This window comes from Bradyrhizobium sp. BLXBL-03, from assembly GCF_051853015.1.
Classification (GTDB): Bacteria; Pseudomonadota; Alphaproteobacteria; order Rhizobiales; family Xanthobacteraceae; genus Bradyrhizobium; species Bradyrhizobium manausense.
In genome coordinates, this window is sequence record NZ_CP182470.1 from 5,505,663 (window position 1) to 5,523,861 (window position 18,199).

Sequence of the window (18,199 nt, forward strand, 5' to 3'; positions counted from 1 at the left end):
GATGGCACGCGCGCTGATGATCCAGGGGGCCGGCTCGGACGTGGGCAAATCGCTCATCGTCGCCGGCCTCGCGCGCGCCTTCACGCGCCGCGGTTTGCGTGTGCTCCCCTTCAAACCGCAGAACATGTCGAACAATGCCGCCGTCACCGTCGACGGCGGCGAGATCGGCCGCGCCCAGGCATTGCAGGCGCTCGCGGCCGGCGTCGAGCCGCACACCGACATGAACCCGGTGCTGCTCAAGCCCGAGACCGATGTCGGTGCGCAGGTGATCGTGCAGGGAAAGCGCATCGCGACCGCACGCGCGCGCGAATATGCGGCGATGAAGCCCTCCTTGATGGGCGCAGTGCTTGAGAGCTTTGGGCGGTTGAAGGCGCGCGCTGATCTGGTGCTGGTTGAAGGTGCCGGCAGCCCGGCCGAAGTGAATTTGCGCAAGGCCGACATTGCCAATATGGGCTTTGCCCGCAAGGCCGACGTGCCGGTGGTTCTGGTCGGCGACATCGACCGCGGCGGCGTCATCGCGCAGCTCGTCGGCATCAAGACCGTGATCGACCCTGATGATGCCGCGATGATCCAGGGGTTTGTCATCAACAAGTTCCGCGGCGATCCCACGCTGTTCGAGGATGGCTACAGGTTGATCGCGCAAAAGACCGCATGGCGCGGCTTTGGCGTGCTGCCCTGGTTTTCGCGCGCCGGCGAGCTGCCGGCCGAGGATGCGTTGGGCCTGAGCGATGCGCGCAAGCCCGGCCAGACCAAGATCGCCTGCCTGGCGCTGTCGCGGATCGCCAATTTCGACGATCTCGATCCGCTCAAGCTCGAGCCTTCCGTCGATCTCGTCATGGTGCGTCCGGGCGAAGCGATCCCCGGCGACGTCAGGCTCGTCATCATCCCCGGCTCAAAGTCCACCCGTGGCGACCTCGCCTTTTTGCGGGCGCAGGGCTGGGACATCGACCTGCTCGCGCATCACCGCAGGGGCGGCCACGTGCTCGGGCTCTGCGGCGGCTATCAGATGCTTGGGCGCAGTGTCGCCGACCCGGAGGGTATCGAAGGTCCTGCGGGCGATACACCGGGCCTTGGGCTGCTGGATGTGGAAACGGTCATGAGCCCGCACAAGACGCTCACCCGCGTTGCGGCCGTGCATGGAGCGACGGGGCAACCGATCCAGGCGTACGAAATCCACATTGGCCGCACCGACGGGCCAGACCGCGCGCGCCCGTTCGCGGAGCTGAACGATGCGCCGGAAGGCGCGATCTCGCGCGATGGCCGCGTGCAGGGCAGCTATCTGCACGGCCTGTTCACCTCGGATGATTTCCGCAGGGCGTATCTGGCCAAGCTCGACATTGTCGCGGGCGAAGAACCGTATCACGCGAGGGTCGAGAGCGCGCTCGATGCCCTCGCCGCTCACATCGAAAGGCATCTCGATGTCGACGGCCTGCTCGCACTAGCGCGCTAGCGCCTCTGCGAGACGCTCCCATTCGGTCTCAGGCCCTGGAAGCCCGAGTCGCAGCCATGTCGGATTTTGCGCGAAGACCCGCGACCAGATTTGGCCACGCGCGAGCTTTTCCTGCGCGGCAAGCGCATCTGGCGTCTCATACAGGCGAAACAGCGGCGCGCCGCCGACCAGCCGCCACCCTTGCGACTGCGCCATCGCGTCAAGACGAACACAATCCCGTACAAGCCGCGCTGACGTCGCCTTTGCCCAGGCCTCATCTCGCAAGGCGCGGCCGCCGATCGAGATCGCCGCGCCCGATACCGCCCACGGGCCGGCCTCCAAGTCTAGCTCGATGATGTCAAGCGTATGGCCGATCACAAAGCCGAGCCGCAGGCCGGCAAGACCATAGAACTTGCCGAAGGAGCGTAGGATCAGCAGCCCCGGCTGCCCGGCGTCGGAGGCGAGCGAGAGTTCCGGAACGGCATCGGCAAAACTCTCGTCGACAACGAGGCGACCGACGCGCGGCAACAGCGCGAGCAGATCTTTCCGCGTATGAGAGCGGCCATCGGGATTGTTGGGATTGACGACGATGGCAACATCGGCACCCGCCAGCGCGTCGAGCTCCCCGACCTCCTCAACCTCCCATTCTCTAGCCGAGAAAACCGAGGCATATTCGTTGTAAGTCGGCCCGAGGATGCGGGCACGCTTGCCCCTTATCACAAACGGCAACCTTTGAATGGCCGCCTGCGCTCCAGCCATGGCGACAACAGGCGCGCTTGTGCGATAGGCCTCCTGGGCCGCCTGATGCAAAGTCTCGACCTGGAACCGCAGAGGTAAGGATCGCCAGTAGTACGGAGAGATTTCGCCCACGGGATAAGGCAACCGGTTGATCCCGGTCGACAGATCGATCCAGTCTTCCGCACGCCCGCCAAAACGCTGCTGGGCCAGATCGAGATTTCCACCGTGCTCGCGCATGAGCCCGTTCTGTCACGCAAGGGCCAGGACCGCAAGGAGAACGGCGAGCAGCAGCATGGTGCGGCGGTACACTGCCAGCCCCTCGCCAATGTCCCCGGCAAGCGGATCGCGCGCGCCCTCGTTGAGCCAAGGCTCGTTCGTGACACAGCCATGATAGAATCGCGGCCCGCTAATCCGCACGCCCAGCGCGCCGGCCATCGCCGCTTCCGGCCAGCCCGCATTGGGTGAGCGATGGCGGCGCGCATCGCGCGTCATGCAGGACAGCGCTTCCGATCGCCGCGAAGCGAGCAGCACGAACAGGAAACCCGTCAGGCGCGCGGGAATGAAATTGGCGACATCGTCGATGCGAGCAGCCGCCCAGCCGAAGGCTTTGTGCCGTTCACTGCGATGGCCGATCATGGAGTCCAGCGTGTTGATGGCCTTGTAGCCCAAAATGCCGGGAAGGCCGAACAGCGCCCCCCAGAACACCGGCGCGACGATGCCATCTGAGGCGTTCTCGGCGAGACTCTCGATCGCCGCGCGCGCGATGCCGGCTTCGTCGAGCGCGGCCGGATCCCGACCGACGATGCGCGAGACCGCCTCGCGCGCGGCGGCGATATCCCCGGTCAGCAGAGGCTTGGCGACGGCGGCGACATGATCATGCAACGAGCGCAGCGCCACCAGCGGCCAGGCCAGGACGCCGACCAGCAGGATCTGGATCCAGCCGGAGGGAAGCACCGATTGAATCAACCAACCGAGCGCAACCGCGAGCACGATCACCGAAAGCGCGCCGCCGACGCCAGCAGCGCGACGCAGCGCCGGCGGGTCAGACTCGCGATTCAAGCCGGCATCGATGGCTGCGATCAACCGACCCAGCCAGGTCACGGGGTGGCCGATCCGCGCGAACAGCCATGACGGCCAGCCCAGGAGGGCATCCATCGCCATCGCCACCACCATCGCGCCTGCAAAACCCAAACCCGCCTCCTGTCCCGCCCCTGTTGCGCAAAGCGAGGGGCGAGCGCAAGCCCCTGCCGGGCTGATTTCGGCTTTGTCTTTGGCCGCGATTGGTGATTAGTCAGGCTCACAGGAGAGCTTTATGGCCGTCATCTTGATCACGGGCGGAGCGCGATCGGGCAAGAGCGCCCGCGCGGAAGCGCTGGCGCGCAGCTTTCCGGACCAGCCGCCGATCTACATCGCTACGGCCGAGGCGCTCGATGCCGAGATGGAGGCGCGCATCGCCGGGCATCGGGCGCGACGCGGATCCGGCTGGATCGAGCGCGAGGTGCCGCTCGATCTCGTGCCTGCGCTCATCGCAAGCGATGGCGGCGGTGCGAGGCTGGTGGACTGCCTGACGCTGTGGCTCTCGAATCTCATGCATGCGGAGCGCGACTGGGAACGGGAGGTGAGCGAGCTTGCCGCCGCGCTGCCCCGTCTCAAGAGCCCCGTCATCTTTGTCACCAACGAGGTCGGACTCGGCATCGTGCCCGACAACGCATTGGCGCGCAGCTATCGCGATGCAGCCGGCATCATGAACCAGACCATTGCTGATGTCGCCGACAAGGTCGAGTTCGTGGTCGCCGGCCTGCCGATGAAGCTGAAATGACGCCGCGCGCCGACATTCTGAAAGACGTCGTCGCCGATCTCAGGATCGCCGCGTCCTTCGTCACGATCCTTCCCGTGGCCTCGTCGAAGCCATCAGGCGAAGGCGCCATCGCGCGCGCGACATGGGCCCTCCCAGCGGCCGGGCTGCTGGTCGGCCTTGCCGGCGCGCTCGTCTACAAGGTCGCCATTCGCGTTGGACTGCCGCCTGATATCGCCGCCCTGCTCGCGCTCGCGACGACTACGCTCATCACCGGCGCGCTGCACGAGGACGGGCTTGCCGACACCGCAGACGGCCTTGGCGGCGGGCGGACGCGCGAGCGCAGGCTCGAGATCATGCGCGACAGCCGGATCGGCAGCTATGGTGTCTGCGCGCTCATCCTGTCATTCGGCTTGCGCTGGAGCGCGCTTGCGGCCATCGCTAATCCATGGGCTGTGATGCTCGCGCTGTGCGCAGCTCATGCCGCGGCCCGCGCGGGCTTGCCGGCCTTCATGTTGTTGGTCGCCCCGGCACGTCCCGATGGACTTTCGGCGAACGCAGGAGCGCCGCCGGGCCGCAGCGTGGCTACCTCCTTCGCCATAGGAACGCTCTCGCTCGCCCTGGCGTTGGGGCCGGGCAAGGCGCTGGTCGGCCTGGTGCTGCTCTCCCTCGCCGGGCTGATGCTGGCGCGGATTGCCATCCGCCAGATCGGCGGGCAGACCGGCGACATCCTGGGCGCATTCGAGCAGGTCGGCGAAATCCTGATCCTGCTGGTCGCGGCCGCCTTCCTCCATGGGGGAGGATGAAATCATGGTCGAGTTCGACGACACCTTCCGCCGGCAATTGCGCGAGCTGTTCGTGTGGCGCCGGGACGTGCGCCGCTTTCGTAACCAGGCACTGCCCGACGGCGCGATGGAGCGGCTGATCGAGACGGCTTGCCTGTCGCCCTCGGTCGGCCTGAGCCAGCCCTGGCGCTTCGTCATCGTCGATGATCCCGCGCGGCGCCGTGCCGTGATCGACGATTTCAAGGCGTGTAACGCCGATGCACTCGACTGCTATTCCGGCGAGCGCGCCGCGCGCTATGCCACGCTCAAGCTCTCGGGGCTCGAACAGGCCCCTGGCCACCTCGCGATCTTCGCCGACAAGGCCAGCGACATCGGCCACGGCCTCGGCCGCGCCACCATGCCGGAGACCACGGAATATTCGGTGGTCGCGGCCATCACCGCGATGTGGCTGGCCGCGCGCGCCGAAGGTATCGGGCTCGGCTGGGTCTCCATCCTCAGCCCGCAGCGTATCCACGGCCTGCTCGACGTGCCCGCTTCCTGGAAGTTCATCGCCTATCTCTGCATCGGCTATCCCGAGGCGGAATGCGACCAGCCCGAGCTCGAGCAGGCGAAGTGGGAGCACCGGCGGGACGCGAGCGAGTTCACGCTGCGGCGGTAGCAGCCCGCTCTATCCACCGGGACCGCTGCGAACGAACATTCACAAGCGCATTTCCATCAATTGTGGTTGCCGTCCTTTCGCGTTATGCACATTCCCCGGGGACAAATCTTGCGAAACATTTCATGAGCGAGCGGCCTGCTCCTGCCCGCGTCGTGCCGGCGCTCGCCCGCCGCGATTTCATTCGGCTTGTGGGAGCAACGGTCGCAGGTTTGTTTGCGCTCGACGCAACGTCGGATCGCATGCGAATCGTCGCCTCGATCACCGCTCTGGCGCTCGATGACGAGCTGACCCGACGCAACATGAGCGAGAGTTCGAACTCTCGCCTCGGTGCGCTGATCGCGGGCTTGCGACAACGCGGCTGGGTCGAAGGGGTCAATTATCGTCTCGAGGTTCGCTCGACGTTCGGCGGGCCCGACAAGTTGCAGACCGCGATCGCGGAGCTCATCGATCTCAAGCCGGATGTCATCCTGACCGGCTCGACTGTCGAGACCGCGGCCGTCATGGCGGCCACCAGGACGATCCCGATCGTTTTCGCGACCTCCAACGATCCCGTCGGCAACGGCTTCGTCGAAAGCCTTGCCCATCCCGGCGGCAATGTCACCGGCTTCACCAGCAGCACCCCCGATATGGGCGGCAAATGGCTTCAGCTCATCAAGGAAGCCGTGCCTGACGTTCAGCGCATCGGCGTCCTGTTCAACCCGGCCAGCACCCCTCGCGCCGGCCGCTATTACCTTGATTCGCTCGAGCAGGAAGCCGCGACATCGGGCGTCGCGGTGGAGCTTGCACCCATCAGCGCAGTCGCCGAGATCGACGGCGCGATCGGCCGCTTCGCTGATCCTCCGAAGGCGGCCATGATCTCGCTTGTCGACAGCTTTCTCGTGGTCATCAGGAAAGCGGTGGTCGAGACGGCCGCGAGACATCGCGTGCCGATGATCTATCCGTTCCACTACTTCATGGATTCGGGCGGGCTGATGAGCTACGGGCCGACGCTGGAGGTGCGCTCGGCCGATTATGTCGATCTCATCCTCCGCGGCACCAAGGCCGGCGACCTGCCGGTGCAATCGCCGCGCAAATACGAGCTGCTGATCAACCGCACCGTCGCCAGTACGCTCGGATTGAAGATTCCCTACACGCTGCTGGCGCGCGCCGACGAGATTCGCGAGTGAACGCACAGGTCGACCAGGGACCTTTGCGGACGCCTCCCGGACGGCTGTTCCGCAAATATCTCTACTCGATCGTCGCGCTTGCCTTTGCCGCGCTCGCCATCAACACCGGCTTCGACGTCTGGTTCTCCTATCACGAGCAGAAGCAGCTGCTCGCGGCAACCCAGCGCGAGCAGGCTGCGAGCGCGGCGATCCAGATCGGCCAGTTCATCAGCCAGATCGAGACCGAGGTCAGATGGCTGTCGCACCTGCCCCCGGAGCTTTCGACCAATGAAGACGTGCGCCTGAATGCCATCAGGCTGCTGCGCCTCTCGCCCGCGATTGCCGAAATTACCGAGCTCGATTCGAACGGCCGCGAACAGGTGCGCGTGTCGCGCCGCGTTGCGGACCGGATCGGCAGCAACATCGACCAGTCCTCCTCGGCCGCCTTCCGCGGCGCCAATGAAGGCCGGGCCTATTACGGGCCGGTCTATTTCTTCGGCGACACCGAGCCCTTCATGACGCTCGCCACGCGCGGCAGCGGCAGCTCACCCAACGTCGTCATCGCCGAGGTCAATCTGCGCTTCATCTGGGACCTCGTCGCCGGGATCAGGGTGGGCAACACCGGCAAGGCCTATGTCGTCGATCGGCTGGGTGTGCTGATCGCGCATCCCGATCTGTGGCCGGCGCTTCGCCGCAGCGATCTCTCCAGCCATCCTGACGTGCGCGCCGGGCTCGACGGAGTCGGGCCACCCTCGGGCGGGCTGATCAAGGAGGATTTTGCCGGTCAGCGCGTGCTCTCGACCTATGCGACGGTCCCCTCGCTCGGCTGGCTGGTGTTCGTCGAGCTCCCGCTCAGCGAAGCCTACGCGCCGATCTACGCCTCGATCGGACGCTCGATGGTCCTGCTGATCGTCCTGCTCGCCTCCGCCACCCTGGTGTCGCTCTGGCTCAGCCGGCGCATGGCCGTGCCGATCCAGATGCTGACCCTGGGGGCACGGCGGATCGGCAGCGGCGATCTCGGACAGCGGCTCGCCATCAAGACCGGCGACGAGCTCGAGGCGCTGGGCGACCAGTTCAACCGCATGGCCGCGCATTTGCGCGAATCCTACGCCACGCTCGAGCGCAAGGTGATCGAACGCACCTCCGAGCTCGAGAAGGCGCGCGATCACGCGCTGGCCGAGCATGACGCGGCCGAGCGGGCGCGCAGCGTCGCGGTTGCAGCCAACGAAACCAAATCGCGCTTCCTCGCCGTGGTCAGCCACGAGCTGCGCACGCCGCTCAACGGGGTCATGGGCGTGCTGCAGCTGCTCGACGACGGCCGGCTCAGCGAGGTCCAGCGCCGCCACCTTGCAACCGCGGCCGCCTCGGGCGAAACACTGATCGCGCTGGTGGACGCCATTCTGGAATATGCCCGCCTCGAGGCCAGCACCGAGGCTCTGGAGACGCGCGACTTCCGTCTCGACCAGCTGATCGAGACGGCGGCCGATCTGATGCGTCCGCGGGCGTTCGGCAAGGGTCTCTCCTTCGACCTCGCCTGCGATCCATCAATCAGCGCGTCAGTCCACGGCGATCCCGTGCGTCTCAACCGAATCCTGCTCAATCTGATCGGCAACGCCATCAAGTTCACCCCGAGCGGCGGAATATCCGTGCATGCGACGATCGAGCGGCGTGACGACCATGCGCTGCTGCGCGCCGTCGTTCGTGACACCGGCATCGGCATTGCGCCCGAGATGCACGAACGGATCTTCGAGGACTTCGTGCAGGCCGACGACAGCATCGCACGGCGGTTCGGCGGCACCGGCCTCGGGCTTGCGATCGCGCGCCGACTGACGCGGCTGATGCGCGGCGACCTGACGGTGGAGAGCACGCCGGGCAACGGCAGCGTGTTTACGCTTGTCGTCCCGCTCGGCAAGGCCGCCGGCGGCATTGCACAAGGCGCGCTGCCGCCGCAATCGCGACCGCTCCGCGTGCTGCTGGTCGACGACGACCCCATCAATTGCGAGGTCGGCGAAGCGATTTTGACCAGGCTCGGCCACCGCGCCGCGATCGCAAGCAATGGCGCGGCCGCGGTCGCGCTCGCCGGAAGCCAGCCGTTCGACGTCGTCCTGATGGACCTGCACATGCCCGGCATGGACGGCGTGGAGGCGGCCACGCGGATCCGTCAGCTCCCATTGCAGCCGATGCCGCGGATCATCGTCGTGACCGCCGACGCCTCGCGCGGCACCCGCGAGCGGCTCGCAAGCGCCGGGATCAGCAAGGTCGTCAGCAAGCCAATCCTGATTGGCGCGCTCCGCGAGGCGATCGAGGACGAGCCCGCGCGCGGCGCGACCGACGCGCCGCTTGCATCAGGGGCATTGATCGATCGGCGCTTTCTCGAGGACCAGAAGGAGCTGCTCGGCACCGGCCAGATCGCAAAGCTGCATCATCTGCTGAGAGAGACCAGTGAAAAGCTGATCGCCGACATCACCGCGGCGGCCGCGGCCGGCGATGCCAGGCAGCTCGCGCGATCCGCGCACCAGCTCGGCAGCGCCGCAAGCGCGCTCGGCCTGATCAGCCTGTTCGAGCGCTGCCGCGAGATCGAAGAGGCAGCGCCATCGATGTCACCAGAGGCGTGTCGTGATGCGGCGCGCGAGCTCGCCGCGCTTCGCGAGGCGTCGATGAGCGCGCTGGACGATATGCTCACGCCCCAAACCGCTCCACCAGAAAATCGATGAACAGCCGCACCTTCACCGACAGATGCCGCGTCGGCGGGTAGACCGCATAGAGCGCGAGCGGCGGCGCGGAATAGTCTGTTAGCACCGTCCGTAGCTCGCCTTTACGCAGCGCGTCCGCGGCGATGAATTCGGGCAGCAGAGCGAGGCCCCGGCCCTTGATCGCGGCATCGCGCAGCACCTCGGCGTTGTTGACGCAGAGCGACCAGTCCGGCTGGATCCAGTGATCGCCATCGGCACCTGACAGCTTCCACTGATTGCCGGTCAGCAGGAAGCCGTAGGTGAGCGAGGCATGCGCGCGCAGGTCCTGCGGATGTTTAGGCGTGCCGTGACGCGCGAGATATTCAGGCGAGGCGCAGATCATGCGGGCTACCTGCATGATCTTTCGCGCGATCAGGCTCGACGATTCAAGGTCGGCGATCCGCAGCGTCACGTCAAAACCGTCCTGGACGGGATCGAGCAGATCGTCGCTGAGCACGATCTGGAGCTGCAGCTCCGGGTACGCTTGCATGAAATCCGCGAGCACAGGCCCGAGCCGCATCGTGCCGAACGACATCGGCGCGTTGACGCGCAAGAGGCCCCGCGGCGCCGACTGGGCCTGCGTCACAGCCTGGTCGGCCGCTTCGATCTCGGAGAGGATGACGACCGCGCGCTCGAAATAGCGCTGGCCGTTCTCGGTCGGGCTGGCGTGCCGCGTGGTCCGGTTCAGGAGCTGGACGCCGAGGCTCTCCTCGAGGTCGGCGATGTATTTGCTGATCGCCGAACGCGACAGCCGCAGCTGCCGGCCCGCCTCGGCAAAGCTGCCGCTCTCGACCACCTTCACGAAGGCGCGGAGGCTGGCGACCTTATCCAAGGGCCCGCCATTGTTTCCAAATCGTAGACATAGCCGTCATATTTGCATGGATTGTCTCCAATCCAAACCGGAACGATATTTCCACCCAGAGCAAGAGTGCCCCCAACAGGAGGACGACAATGTCTGGACTGCACCATGTCACCGCGATTGCCGGCGACCCCATCCGCAATTTTGGCTTTTACGTCAGGGATCTCGGCCTGCGCTTCGTCAAGAAGACGGTCAATTTCGACGATCCCGGCACCTATCATTTCTACTATGGCGACGAGACCGGCCGCCCCGGCACCATCCTGACCTTCTTCCCCTGGGCCGGCGTCTCGCCCGGCCGCCGCGGCGTCGGCGAGACCCACCAGACCGCCTTCCGCGTGCCGCAACGCTCGCTCGGCTACTGGACGCAGCGCTTCACCGAGAAGGGCATCGCCTATGAGGCGCTGGAAAAGCGTTTTGGCGAATCCGTGCTGCCGTTCACCGATCCTGACGGCATGGCGCTCGCGTTGATCGGCATTCCCGGCGCCGAGAACGAGCCCGGCTGGAGCAATGGCGACGTGCCGGCCGAACACGCGATCCGCGGCTTCCACGGCGTGACCCTGCTGCTCGACAGCGCGGCGAAGACGGCTGCGGTGCTTACCGACGTGTTCGGCTTCAAGGAGACGGGCCGCGAGGGCTCGGTGATCCGCTTCAAGGCGCCTGGCGATGCGCAAGGCAGCGTCGTCGACATCTATGAAGCCAAGGGCTTTCTGCGCGGCCATCAGGGCGGCGGCTCGGTGCACCACATCGCCTTCCGCGCGGCGGATGACGCCGAGCAGGGCAGGATGGCGCAAAAGCTCGTGAGCAATCACGGCCTGCATCCGACCGAGCAGCGCGATCGCAACTACTTCCGCTCGATCTATTTCCGCGAGCCCGGCGGCGTGCTGTTCGAGATCGCAACCGACATCCCCGGCTTCGCCGTGGACGAGCCGGTGGCGAGCCTCGGACGCGACCTGAAGCTGCCGAGCTTCCTCGAAAAGCATCGCAAGCAGATCGAGGGCGTGCTGCCGAGCCTGGAAGCGACCGCATCATGACCGAGTTCATCCATCGCTTCGAGCCCGCGACCGGCGCGCACCTCCCACCCCTGCTGCTGCTGCACGGCACCGGCGGCGACGAGAACGACCTGCTCGGGCTCGGCCGGATGATCTCGCCAGGCTCGGCCCTGCTCTCGCCGCGCGGCCGCGTGCTCGAGCACGGCATGCCGCGCTTCTTCCGCCGCCTTGCCGAAGGCGTGTTCGACGAGGACGATGTGCGTCGTCGCGCGCTCGAGCTCGGCGATTTCGTCGCGGACGCTCGCAAGCGCTACGAGATCGCCGCGCCCGTCGCGGTCGGCTTCTCCAACGGCGCCAACATCGCCGCCGCGCTGTTGCTGCTGAAGCCGGACGTGCTGGCAGGCGCAGTGCTGCTGCGCGCGATGGTGCCGCTGTCGGATCCGCCTGAAGCCGAGCTCAGTGACAAGCCGGTGCTGCTGCTATCGGGTCAGGCTGATCCGATCGTGCCGTCGAGCAATTCGGTCAGGCTTGCGGCACTGCTGTCGGACGCAGGCGCGCGTGTCGACCACAAGGTTTTGCCGGCGGGCCATCAACTGTCGCAAGCCGACGTGACCCTCGCCCGCAGCTGGATCGGCAGCGTCGAGGCGAAGGCGGCATGAACGAACAAGCGGCGCACCGCCTTCGGACGCTGCGCCGCTTCGCCTCTCCAGGTGGCGCATCACCGAGAGCGGTTCAGGGCCATTCGTGCAGGCTCGAATTCGAGCAGCGGATCCCGCACACAGTCTCGCCATCGCGCCCGATGGCCTTCCGCCTGGAGACGGAAATAGACGACCCGCCGGATCACCGCTGAAAGGTTTCCACCCATATTGTGGCCGAGCAAATAGTTTCCAAGAAAGAGATCGCCGGCCCGCCCCAGGATCTGCTCGGGCGCCTCCATTGGGTAGGTCGGGTGCTCGATATCGAACAACGCGTCGGGCCCGTGCTCGCGGAGATAGGACGCCGCAACCTTGTGCGAGCCGGGCCAGACCCAGAGATTGCCCATGTCGGTCGTGGACTGGTCGGTCAGGAATATGCCGGCCAGCAAGGTGAACGTTCCGGGACGTCCGCTCGGCTCTGTGATCCTGATCCCATCGATATGCGGCCCGCCGGGCCGGTGCTTCCAGACTGGAATATTGAGCGAGACCTGAAGTTGCTCCAGCTTGGCCAGGGCCAGCGGCGCGATCAGGCTTTGCACGATCTCCGGGGCCCTGCTCTCATGCAGCAGAGCGACCAGGGGATCGCTGTCGGCCGGATTCTGCTCCCAATAGAAGTGGAATCCGCGACGATCAGCCGGAGGCGGATTTTGCTCGACCAAACGGTCGATCCGCAGCATCGCCGCTTCGAGCAGCCTTGGTGCAACGACGTCAGGAATAACCACAAAGCCGCGTTCTGCGAAGTGACGCAGTTGGTCGTCGTTTAAGGGGGACATGACAGAGCTCTCTCTACGTGCCAGCACCTACGGTCGTCGTGCGGGACCGCGAGGTGTGGTCGATTCGATTATGAAGACGCCGCTCGAAAGCACATGGTCGCGAGGACGATGCGCGCGAGGACGATCTCCAATTCCTGCCCGCAAAGGCGCGGGCGAGCCGTTAGCGGCTCAGCAGGAAGAAAACCGAAGCGATGTTGAGAGTGCTGATCATCATGGTCCGAACATATCAAAGCGGCACAACCAGCGCAAGCCTCCACGTCTCGATAAAGCTTGCGGTAGCAAGGTCAGGCTGCGCTTAAAGGAAAGCGTTGAACCTTGCGACCCTGGCGCAATTCGATTTCAGCGCCCCGGCAGAGCGGATAGGCGGTCAGAACCGGGCGGATCGCCTCAAAGAGTGCGCGGGCGCTTGGGCCATAAAGGAAAAGCTGCACATTTTCCGGACCGTGCTCGTGACCGTCGAGCTCGCCCGCATCCGTCTCGTCGAGCCGGCGTTCGAGCCTGCTCTCGAGCGTGTGCAGATCGCATTGCGCATAGACCTCGGCGGGAAGGCCGATGCCATCAAGCGTGACCAGCACGGTGCCGTTGCTCTTGCGCTTGGCGGATGGCCTGGCGGGTTTCGGAGCCGCGTGCGGCGTCGGCGGCGCCTTGGTCTGGAGCAAGGCGGCGGCGCGTGCGCGCAGCGCGTCGGCTTCAGTGGCGCGGTCCAAGGCCTCGAGCGCGTCGGCCTCGTTGCTCAGCTTTTCGGCAAGCTTCTCTCTATTGACGTTTGGAAGCGCCTCCATGACGGCGCGGGCGCGGCCGAACCACTCCAGCGCGGCTTCCTTCTCGCCCGCATCGCGGCGGATTTCACCCTGTGTACCAAGGGCGTGTGCGAGAAACTCGCCGCCGACCGGGGTCAGGATGTCGACCGCGCGGTCGGCCTCAGTCCGGGCGCGCACGAAATCGCGTTGGCGACGATAGACATTGGCGATGTTGTTGTGCAGGTTGCCCCGCTGCGTCGTCGTCGTTTGCGGGTCGCACTCGCGCGCCTCGCGCACTTTTTCATACCAAGCGAGCGCCTCTTCGAGCCGGTTCGCCCGGCTCGCCAGCACGCCGAGGTTGAGCCATGCGATCGCGGCCTGGTTGCTGTGATCTTTCGCGGCGAAGATGTCCGCGGCCTCGCGGAACGCCTGCGATGCGTCGTCTGCGTGGGACCTGATTGTGGCGTTGCCGAGATCGAGCAAAGCGTGAGCGAGCAGCAGGTCCGGGCCCGAGCCGCGGATCAGGTCAATCGCCTCCCGCAGCACGCCCGCCGCTTCGGCCGAGAAGCCGAGACGCACGAGGCAGCGACCGGCGCGCCAAAGTCGACCCCGCACTGCCACGGGATCGCGACGGGTCAGAGTGACGGCTTGCTGGCAATAAGGCAGGGCTCGGCGATGTTCGTTACGGTCCATGAGCGCGTCTGCGATCACGTCGACGCTCGCCAGCGTCCGGCTCGGCTCACCGAGGCTCTTGAGGGCCGCCATGGCCTTGGCGGCGCGCTTTCCCATCGCCCCGGCTTGGCCGCACGCGGCGTGGCATGTTGCCGCCGCGAAATGGGCGGCGGCCTTCATTTCGCGGGCCTCGGCATCGTCGCGCGCATCGAGCTGGGTCAGGATGGCGTCGAAGACGTCGATCATCTTCGGATTGCCGGTGCGCGCTTCTCGGAGGCCCAGCTCCAGCGCGGCTGCGCAATCGTCGAACATGGCGTCCAAGCCCATTCCGCGCGTGCTCCTGTTGCCGTGACGACCAGGTTAGGGACCACGAGTTAGCAAGAGTTTAGCGGCTTGGCGCAAACGAGGTTAATGGCCTCCCTCAACCCATCTCCGCGCTTTAGGCTTTGGGCTCCACAAAAAAGGCCTCGCAGCGCGAGGCCTTTGTCTTGTCGACTTTGCGGGGCCTATCGCCGTGCACCCGCGCCGTACAGTTCGCGCTCCCGCCCGATGTCCTCAGGAGACAGCGGCGGGCTGGCGGCATCGAAATCGCTCCAGCCGGCCTTCTGCCAAGCGGAGCTGCGCTCCTGCAGGTTGACGGAGCTCTCCTGGAGAAGCGCGTCGAGACGTGCACGGTCGTTGTCGGGCACCTTCGCTGTGACGAGCGTGCCACCGCGGCGAACGCCTTCCGCATAGCGCGAAGCGTCTTCCTTCGAGACGCCGGCTTCGGTGAGTGCGCCGACGATACCGCCCGTGGCCGCGCCAGCGACCGCACCGGCAGCGGTAGAGGCGAGCCATCCGGCAGCAACGACCGGGCCCAGGCCCGGAATGGCCAAGAGACCCAGGCCGGCGAGAAGGCCTGCCGCGCCGCCGATGCCGGCGCCGATACCGGCACCCGTGCCCGCGCCTTCCGCGCGATCGTCGACGCCGTCGCGGTCACGGTCGACCTTGCCGCGCTGTGAACCGAACCAATTATCGGAATTGTTGGCGACGATGCTGATGTCGGAGTGCGGCACGCCGGCGCTCTCGAGCCGGGAGACGGCCCGTTCGGCATCGGAATAATTGTCGTAGAGTCGAGAGATGGTGGTCGTCATGCGATCTGCTCCTTATTTCGTGGAATTGACGTTGCCCTGGAAGTCGACGCTGACGTCGGTCTTGGTGCCGCCCTTGTCGGCCTTGCCGCGCCAGACACCCTGGTCGTCCTTCTGCAGGGAGGAGACGTTGGAATATCCCGCGTCCTCGATCCGCGATTTCGCCTGGCCCTCGGTGAAGCTGTTGCGGCCCGCGACCGGCGCATTCGAATTGTTCTTATCGGAGCTGTTGACGGCGTTGTTGCCCGGCCCGCTCTGCGCCGGCTGCGACTGGGCGCCCGCGGGCGCCGACGCGAGCAGCAACAAGGTTGCGGCCAGCAAAGTTATACGTGACATCTTTTTGTCTCCTGCAAGTGATTGTGCCGGCGACAACGAGCGAGATTCGAAATGGTTGCTAGCGCGCGGAGATGCGGAGTGCGCGGCACGCTGCCGCGCTGGATCAGCTTGAACGGATCCGGCAGTTATTGACGAAAGCCATGGAATATTAAGCTGCCTAGCCACGGAGGCGGCGCGGCGGCTATTGTCCTCGACCCTTTCAGTTCGTCTCGCACGAGAGTAAGCGGATCGAAGATGCTCGCGCTGCCGCTCCGTTCCGGGGCTTGGTGCAAAAATATACACAAGCGATAAAACGGCCTCGGCTCCGCGGCTGGCGCCGAGCTGAGGCCTTTTGCGTCGGTCTCACGTGTCGAGGCGTTATTCGAAACGCATCAACTTGGGTGCGGACCATTTGGTTCCCCGCCAGTTTGGCCTCAGTTCATCTTGCGGCGGAAGTTGTCTGCGATTTTTCAACGTTCCTCGATGTCCTCGCGCGGCCAAACCTAATTTCATCACGATGGCCGTGTGGCACGCTATGGGTCGCAAGGTGGCATTCCTGCGGGGAGGTCCCGTGTCACTTCAGCCGAGCTGACATCCGAGCCTGCATGCCCGCTGTCCGGTGCTGCCCGTCGACACGCGCGGGTAATCTGGAGCGCCGGTCGCCCCCGGCGGCCTAAGCCGCCACGTTCGACAGGAACCGATCCACCGACGAGCGCAGCTGCGTGGCCTGGCTGGAGAGGTCGTGCGCCGTGGCAAGGACGATGTCGGCGGTGCGATTGGCGTTGTCGGTCGCCTCCGCCGTCCCGGCGATGCTGCGCGCGACCTGCGCGGTGCCGGAGGCGGCCTGTCCGATATTCCGGGAGATCTCGCCGGCCGCCGCATTTTGCTGGCTGACCGCGGCCGCGATCCGCCCGGTGAAGCCGTCGATATCGCCGATGATCGTCGCGATGGCGCCGACATTGTCGACCGCCTCGCGCGTCGCCGACTGCACCTCGGTGATCTGGCTCGAAATCTCCTCGGTCGCCTTGGCCGTTTGCGTCGCCAGCGCCTTCACTTCCGAAGCAACCACTGCAAAACCCCTGCCCGCTTCGCCGGCGCGCGCCGCTTCGATCGTGGCATTGAGCGCGAGCAGGTTGGTCTGGCCGGCAATGGTCCTGATGAAGCCGACCACCTCGTCGATCTGCTGGGCGGCACTGGCGAGCCTGCCGATGGTCTGGTTGGCCGCCTCCGCCATGCCGGATGCGCGCTGCACGATGGCGGTCGCATCGGCCAGTTGCGACGTGATCGCCTGGACGGACTGGCCGAGCTGGCTTGCGGCTGCTGCCACGGTCTGGACGTTCGCCGACGTCTCCTTCGCCGTCGAAGCCGCCTCGTTCGATTGCGAGCCCGCATTGCGTGCGGCGGAGGCGAGGCCCTGGGCCGTGTCCGTCAGCTCGCCGGTCATGCGCGCGGTGTTGCTCATGACCTCGCTGAAGGCGGACCGGAAGGCATCGATCTCGGCTTCCAGGCGCTGGCGGTGAACGGCCTGCTCTGCACTGCTCTGGTCCTTGGCCGCGATCAGCGCGTGATCGTCATCGGCGCGGGTCTTCAGGCTCGCCTGCATGAGCGCGAGCGACTTCAGCAGGCGACCGAGCTCATCGCTGCGACGCACCGCGATGTCGTCGGTGAAATTACCGGCGGCGACGCGTTCGGCAACCCGCACCGCCGCGGAGATCGGTCGGCTCATCGAGTACGAGAATGCAAGCGCGATCAAAAGCCCGATCGCGACAGTTCCGACTGCGACCGTCAGCATCGTGGTGCGGGCCGCCTCCACATCCTTCTCTGCCGCCATGCGATATTCATAGCCGTACGCCGCAACGAGCTCCACGAGATCGTCGATCGACGCCATCAGCCGGTCGCCTTGCTGGGCGAGCAGGAAGCTGGTCGGGATCTCCGTTGCGCCACCGGGCGACGGCTTCAGGATCTTGAGCGCGGCGGTCGACCACTCCTTGAGCTCTTTTTCGGCCTTCTCGCGTGCGGTCGCAACGCTCGGCGTTGCGACGCGCTCACGCACCACTTTCAGGTCCTCGGCACTGTCGCGGATCAGCGACTCGAACTTTGCGACGATTTCGCTGGAGCTGCCGGCGACAAGGGCGCGCTGGAGCAGCAGTCGCGCCTCGTGCAGCGCCGCGTGAGCGGAGCGCGCGTGATTGATTCCCATCAATGGGCCGTCATAGAGACGAACCACCAGGTCCCCGGAGTTGCCGATGGCGCGAATGCCGTAGAAGGCGATGCCGCAGGCTAGCAGAAGCACGACACTGAAAGCACCGAAAATCTTGTAACGTATGGACATCGTCAAATCTCCGGCGCTTCGATTAAAGCGTTGTCGCGCGAAGTGGGTCGCGTTTGCGAGAGGAAAACGCTTCAAGATGAAATGCTAATCCGTGACCTTGACCATCATCTTCATGCGCGGATGAATGGCGCAGATCACCTGCACATCGCCCGGCTCCTTGAACGACACGTCCGTCGAGGTGCCCGGCGCCTGCGATCCCAGATTGAACTCGTTGCCCTTGCTGGCCGACATGATGTTGTGCGGCACCGTGTCGTCATTCAGGAAGGTGACGGCCGCACCCTTCTTGATCGTGATGCTCTCGGCGGAGAAGGCGCGGCCTTGCTGATGGACGATTTCGGTCGCGGCATAGGCGCCGACCGAAAAGCCGGCAACGATGACGCAGGTGAAGAGAGCGATTGTGCGCATGTGAGGA

Annotated in this window: 17 protein-coding genes; 8 read left to right on the plus strand and 9 right to left on the minus strand. The window is 65.7% G+C overall.

Annotation, left to right across the window (positions count from 1 at the left end):
• The first annotated feature begins 1 nt into the window (after position 1).
• On the plus strand, positions 2-1,450 hold the full coding sequence (locus ACNJX9_RS26560; RefSeq protein ID WP_439404993.1) for a cobyric acid synthase: 1,449 nt from the start codon (positions 2-4) through the stop codon (positions 1,448-1,450).
• Here the strand turns inward: ACNJX9_RS26560 and cobD are convergent.
• Together cobD and cbiB are read right to left on the minus strand one after the other, a co-directional pair.
• Positions 1,439-2,404 carry a threonine-phosphate decarboxylase CobD gene (gene cobD, locus ACNJX9_RS26565; protein WP_057758889.1) on the minus strand — a complete coding sequence of 322 codons (966 nt, stop codon included), beginning with the start codon at positions 2,402-2,404 and terminating at the stop codon, positions 1,439-1,441. The two genes, ACNJX9_RS26560 and cobD, sit on opposite strands and share 12 nt — an antisense overlap.
• A gap of 12 nt (positions 2,405-2,416) precedes the next feature.
• Positions 2,417-3,358, minus strand: a complete 942-nt coding sequence (gene cbiB, locus ACNJX9_RS26570) for an adenosylcobinamide-phosphate synthase CbiB (RefSeq protein ID WP_439404994.1) — start codon at positions 3,356-3,358, stop codon at positions 2,417-2,419.
• A gap of 121 nt (positions 3,359-3,479) precedes the next feature.
• Here cbiB and cobU point away from each other — a divergent pair, with 121 nt between their 5' ends.
• From cobU to ACNJX9_RS26595, 5 genes are all read left to right on the plus strand, one after another.
• Positions 3,480-3,986 carry a bifunctional adenosylcobinamide kinase/adenosylcobinamide-phosphate guanylyltransferase gene (gene cobU / locus ACNJX9_RS26575; RefSeq protein ID WP_439404996.1) on the plus strand — a complete coding sequence of 169 codons (507 nt, stop codon included), beginning with the start codon at positions 3,480-3,482 and terminating at the stop codon, positions 3,984-3,986.
• A complete protein-coding gene (gene cobS, locus ACNJX9_RS26580) occupies positions 3,983-4,768 on the plus strand; it encodes an adenosylcobinamide-GDP ribazoletransferase (protein WP_439404997.1) in 786 nt (261 codons plus the stop codon). The genes cobU and cobS overlap by 4 nt, the downstream gene beginning before the upstream one ends.
• 4 nt (positions 4,769-4,772) lie before the next feature.
• Positions 4,773-5,405: a 5,6-dimethylbenzimidazole synthase gene (gene bluB, locus ACNJX9_RS26585; RefSeq protein WP_439404998.1), complete on the plus strand. Its 633-nt coding sequence runs from the start codon at positions 4,773-4,775 to the stop codon at positions 5,403-5,405.
• Between the two features lie 122 nt (positions 5,406-5,527).
• Positions 5,528-6,571, plus strand: coding sequence for an ABC transporter substrate-binding protein (locus tag ACNJX9_RS26590; protein ID WP_439404999.1), 1,044 nt, complete (start codon positions 5,528-5,530; stop codon positions 6,569-6,571).
• Entirely contained in the window at positions 6,568-9,264 is a 2,697-nt protein-coding gene (locus tag ACNJX9_RS26595) for an ATP-binding protein (protein ID WP_439405000.1), read from the plus strand. The genes ACNJX9_RS26590 and ACNJX9_RS26595 overlap by 4 nt, the downstream gene beginning before the upstream one ends.
• Here ACNJX9_RS26595 and ACNJX9_RS26600 read toward each other — a convergent pair.
• Positions 9,230-10,114, minus strand: a complete 885-nt coding sequence (locus ACNJX9_RS26600) for a LysR substrate-binding domain-containing protein (protein ID WP_439405001.1) — start codon at positions 10,112-10,114, stop codon at positions 9,230-9,232. The two genes, ACNJX9_RS26595 and ACNJX9_RS26600, sit on opposite strands and share 35 nt — an antisense overlap.
• A 119-nt stretch (positions 10,115-10,233) precedes the next feature.
• Here ACNJX9_RS26600 and ACNJX9_RS26605 point away from each other — a divergent pair, with 119 nt between their 5' ends.
• Together ACNJX9_RS26605 and ACNJX9_RS26610 are read left to right on the plus strand one after the other, a co-directional pair.
• Positions 10,234-11,172 (plus strand): ring-cleaving dioxygenase, encoded by a 939-nt coding sequence (locus ACNJX9_RS26605; protein WP_439405002.1) that lies wholly within the window; start codon positions 10,234-10,236, stop codon positions 11,170-11,172.
• On the plus strand, positions 11,169-11,789 hold the full coding sequence (locus tag ACNJX9_RS26610) for an alpha/beta hydrolase (protein ID WP_439405003.1): 621 nt from the start codon (positions 11,169-11,171) through the stop codon (positions 11,787-11,789). The genes ACNJX9_RS26605 and ACNJX9_RS26610 overlap by 4 nt, the downstream gene beginning before the upstream one ends.
• Positions 11,790-11,848: 59 nt before the next feature.
• Here ACNJX9_RS26610 and ACNJX9_RS26615 read toward each other — a convergent pair whose 3' ends face one another.
• From ACNJX9_RS26615 to ACNJX9_RS26640, 6 genes are all read right to left on the minus strand, one after another.
• On the minus strand, positions 11,849-12,598 hold the full coding sequence (locus ACNJX9_RS26615; protein WP_439405004.1) for a phytanoyl-CoA dioxygenase family protein: 750 nt from the start codon (positions 12,596-12,598) through the stop codon (positions 11,849-11,851).
• Between the two features lie 284 nt (positions 12,599-12,882).
• A complete protein-coding gene (locus ACNJX9_RS26620; RefSeq protein ID WP_439410133.1) occupies positions 12,883-14,322 on the minus strand; it encodes a tetratricopeptide repeat protein in 1,440 nt (479 codons plus the stop codon).
• 194 nt (positions 14,323-14,516) lie between these two features.
• Positions 14,517-15,143, minus strand: coding sequence for a hypothetical protein (locus tag ACNJX9_RS26625; protein ID WP_439405005.1), 627 nt, complete (start codon positions 15,141-15,143; stop codon positions 14,517-14,519).
• Between the two features lie 12 nt (positions 15,144-15,155).
• Positions 15,156-15,476, minus strand: a complete 321-nt coding sequence (locus tag ACNJX9_RS26630) for a hypothetical protein (protein ID WP_057758909.1) — start codon at positions 15,474-15,476, stop codon at positions 15,156-15,158.
• Between the two features lie 652 nt (positions 15,477-16,128).
• Positions 16,129-17,787, minus strand: a complete 1,659-nt coding sequence (locus tag ACNJX9_RS26635; RefSeq protein ID WP_057758911.1) for a methyl-accepting chemotaxis protein — start codon at positions 17,785-17,787, stop codon at positions 16,129-16,131.
• Positions 17,788-17,871: 84 nt separating this feature from the next.
• Entirely contained in the window at positions 17,872-18,192 is a 321-nt protein-coding gene (locus tag ACNJX9_RS26640; RefSeq protein WP_057758913.1) for a plastocyanin/azurin family copper-binding protein, read from the minus strand.
• Positions 18,193-18,199: the final 7 nt, after the last annotated feature.

Coding starts and splice junctions, on each gene's coding strand:
- ACNJX9_RS26560 (WP_439404993.1), top strand. CDS start 2: ATGGCACGCGCGCTGATGATCCAGGGGGCCGGCTCGGACGTGGGCAAA.
- cobD (WP_057758889.1), bottom strand. CDS start 2,404: ATGCGCGAGCACGGTGGAAATCTCGATCTGGCCCAGCAGCGTTTTGGC.
- cobU (WP_439404996.1), top strand. CDS start 3,480: ATGGCCGTCATCTTGATCACGGGCGGAGCGCGATCGGGCAAGAGCGCC.
- cobS (WP_439404997.1), top strand. CDS start 3,983: ATGACGCCGCGCGCCGACATTCTGAAAGACGTCGTCGCCGATCTCAGG.
- bluB (WP_439404998.1), top strand. CDS start 4,773: ATGGTCGAGTTCGACGACACCTTCCGCCGGCAATTGCGCGAGCTGTTC.
- ACNJX9_RS26590 (WP_439404999.1), top strand. CDS start 5,528: ATGAGCGAGCGGCCTGCTCCTGCCCGCGTCGTGCCGGCGCTCGCCCGC.
- ACNJX9_RS26605 (WP_439405002.1), top strand. CDS start 10,234: ATGTCTGGACTGCACCATGTCACCGCGATTGCCGGCGACCCCATCCGC.
- ACNJX9_RS26610 (WP_439405003.1), top strand. CDS start 11,169: ATGACCGAGTTCATCCATCGCTTCGAGCCCGCGACCGGCGCGCACCTC.
- ACNJX9_RS26615 (WP_439405004.1), bottom strand. CDS start 12,598: ATGTCCCCCTTAAACGACGACCAACTGCGTCACTTCGCAGAACGCGGC.
- ACNJX9_RS26620 (WP_439410133.1), bottom strand. CDS start 14,322: ATGTTCGACGATTGCGCAGCCGCGCTGGAGCTGGGCCTCCGAGAAGCG.
- ACNJX9_RS26625 (WP_439405005.1), bottom strand. CDS start 15,143: ATGACGACCACCATCTCTCGACTCTACGACAATTATTCCGATGCCGAA.
- ACNJX9_RS26630 (WP_057758909.1), bottom strand. CDS start 15,476: ATGTCACGTATAACTTTGCTGGCCGCAACCTTGTTGCTGCTCGCGTCG.
- ACNJX9_RS26635 (WP_057758911.1), bottom strand. CDS start 17,787: ATGTCCATACGTTACAAGATTTTCGGTGCTTTCAGTGTCGTGCTTCTG.
- ACNJX9_RS26640 (WP_057758913.1), bottom strand. CDS start 18,192: ATGCGCACAATCGCTCTCTTCACCTGCGTCATCGTTGCCGGCTTTTCG.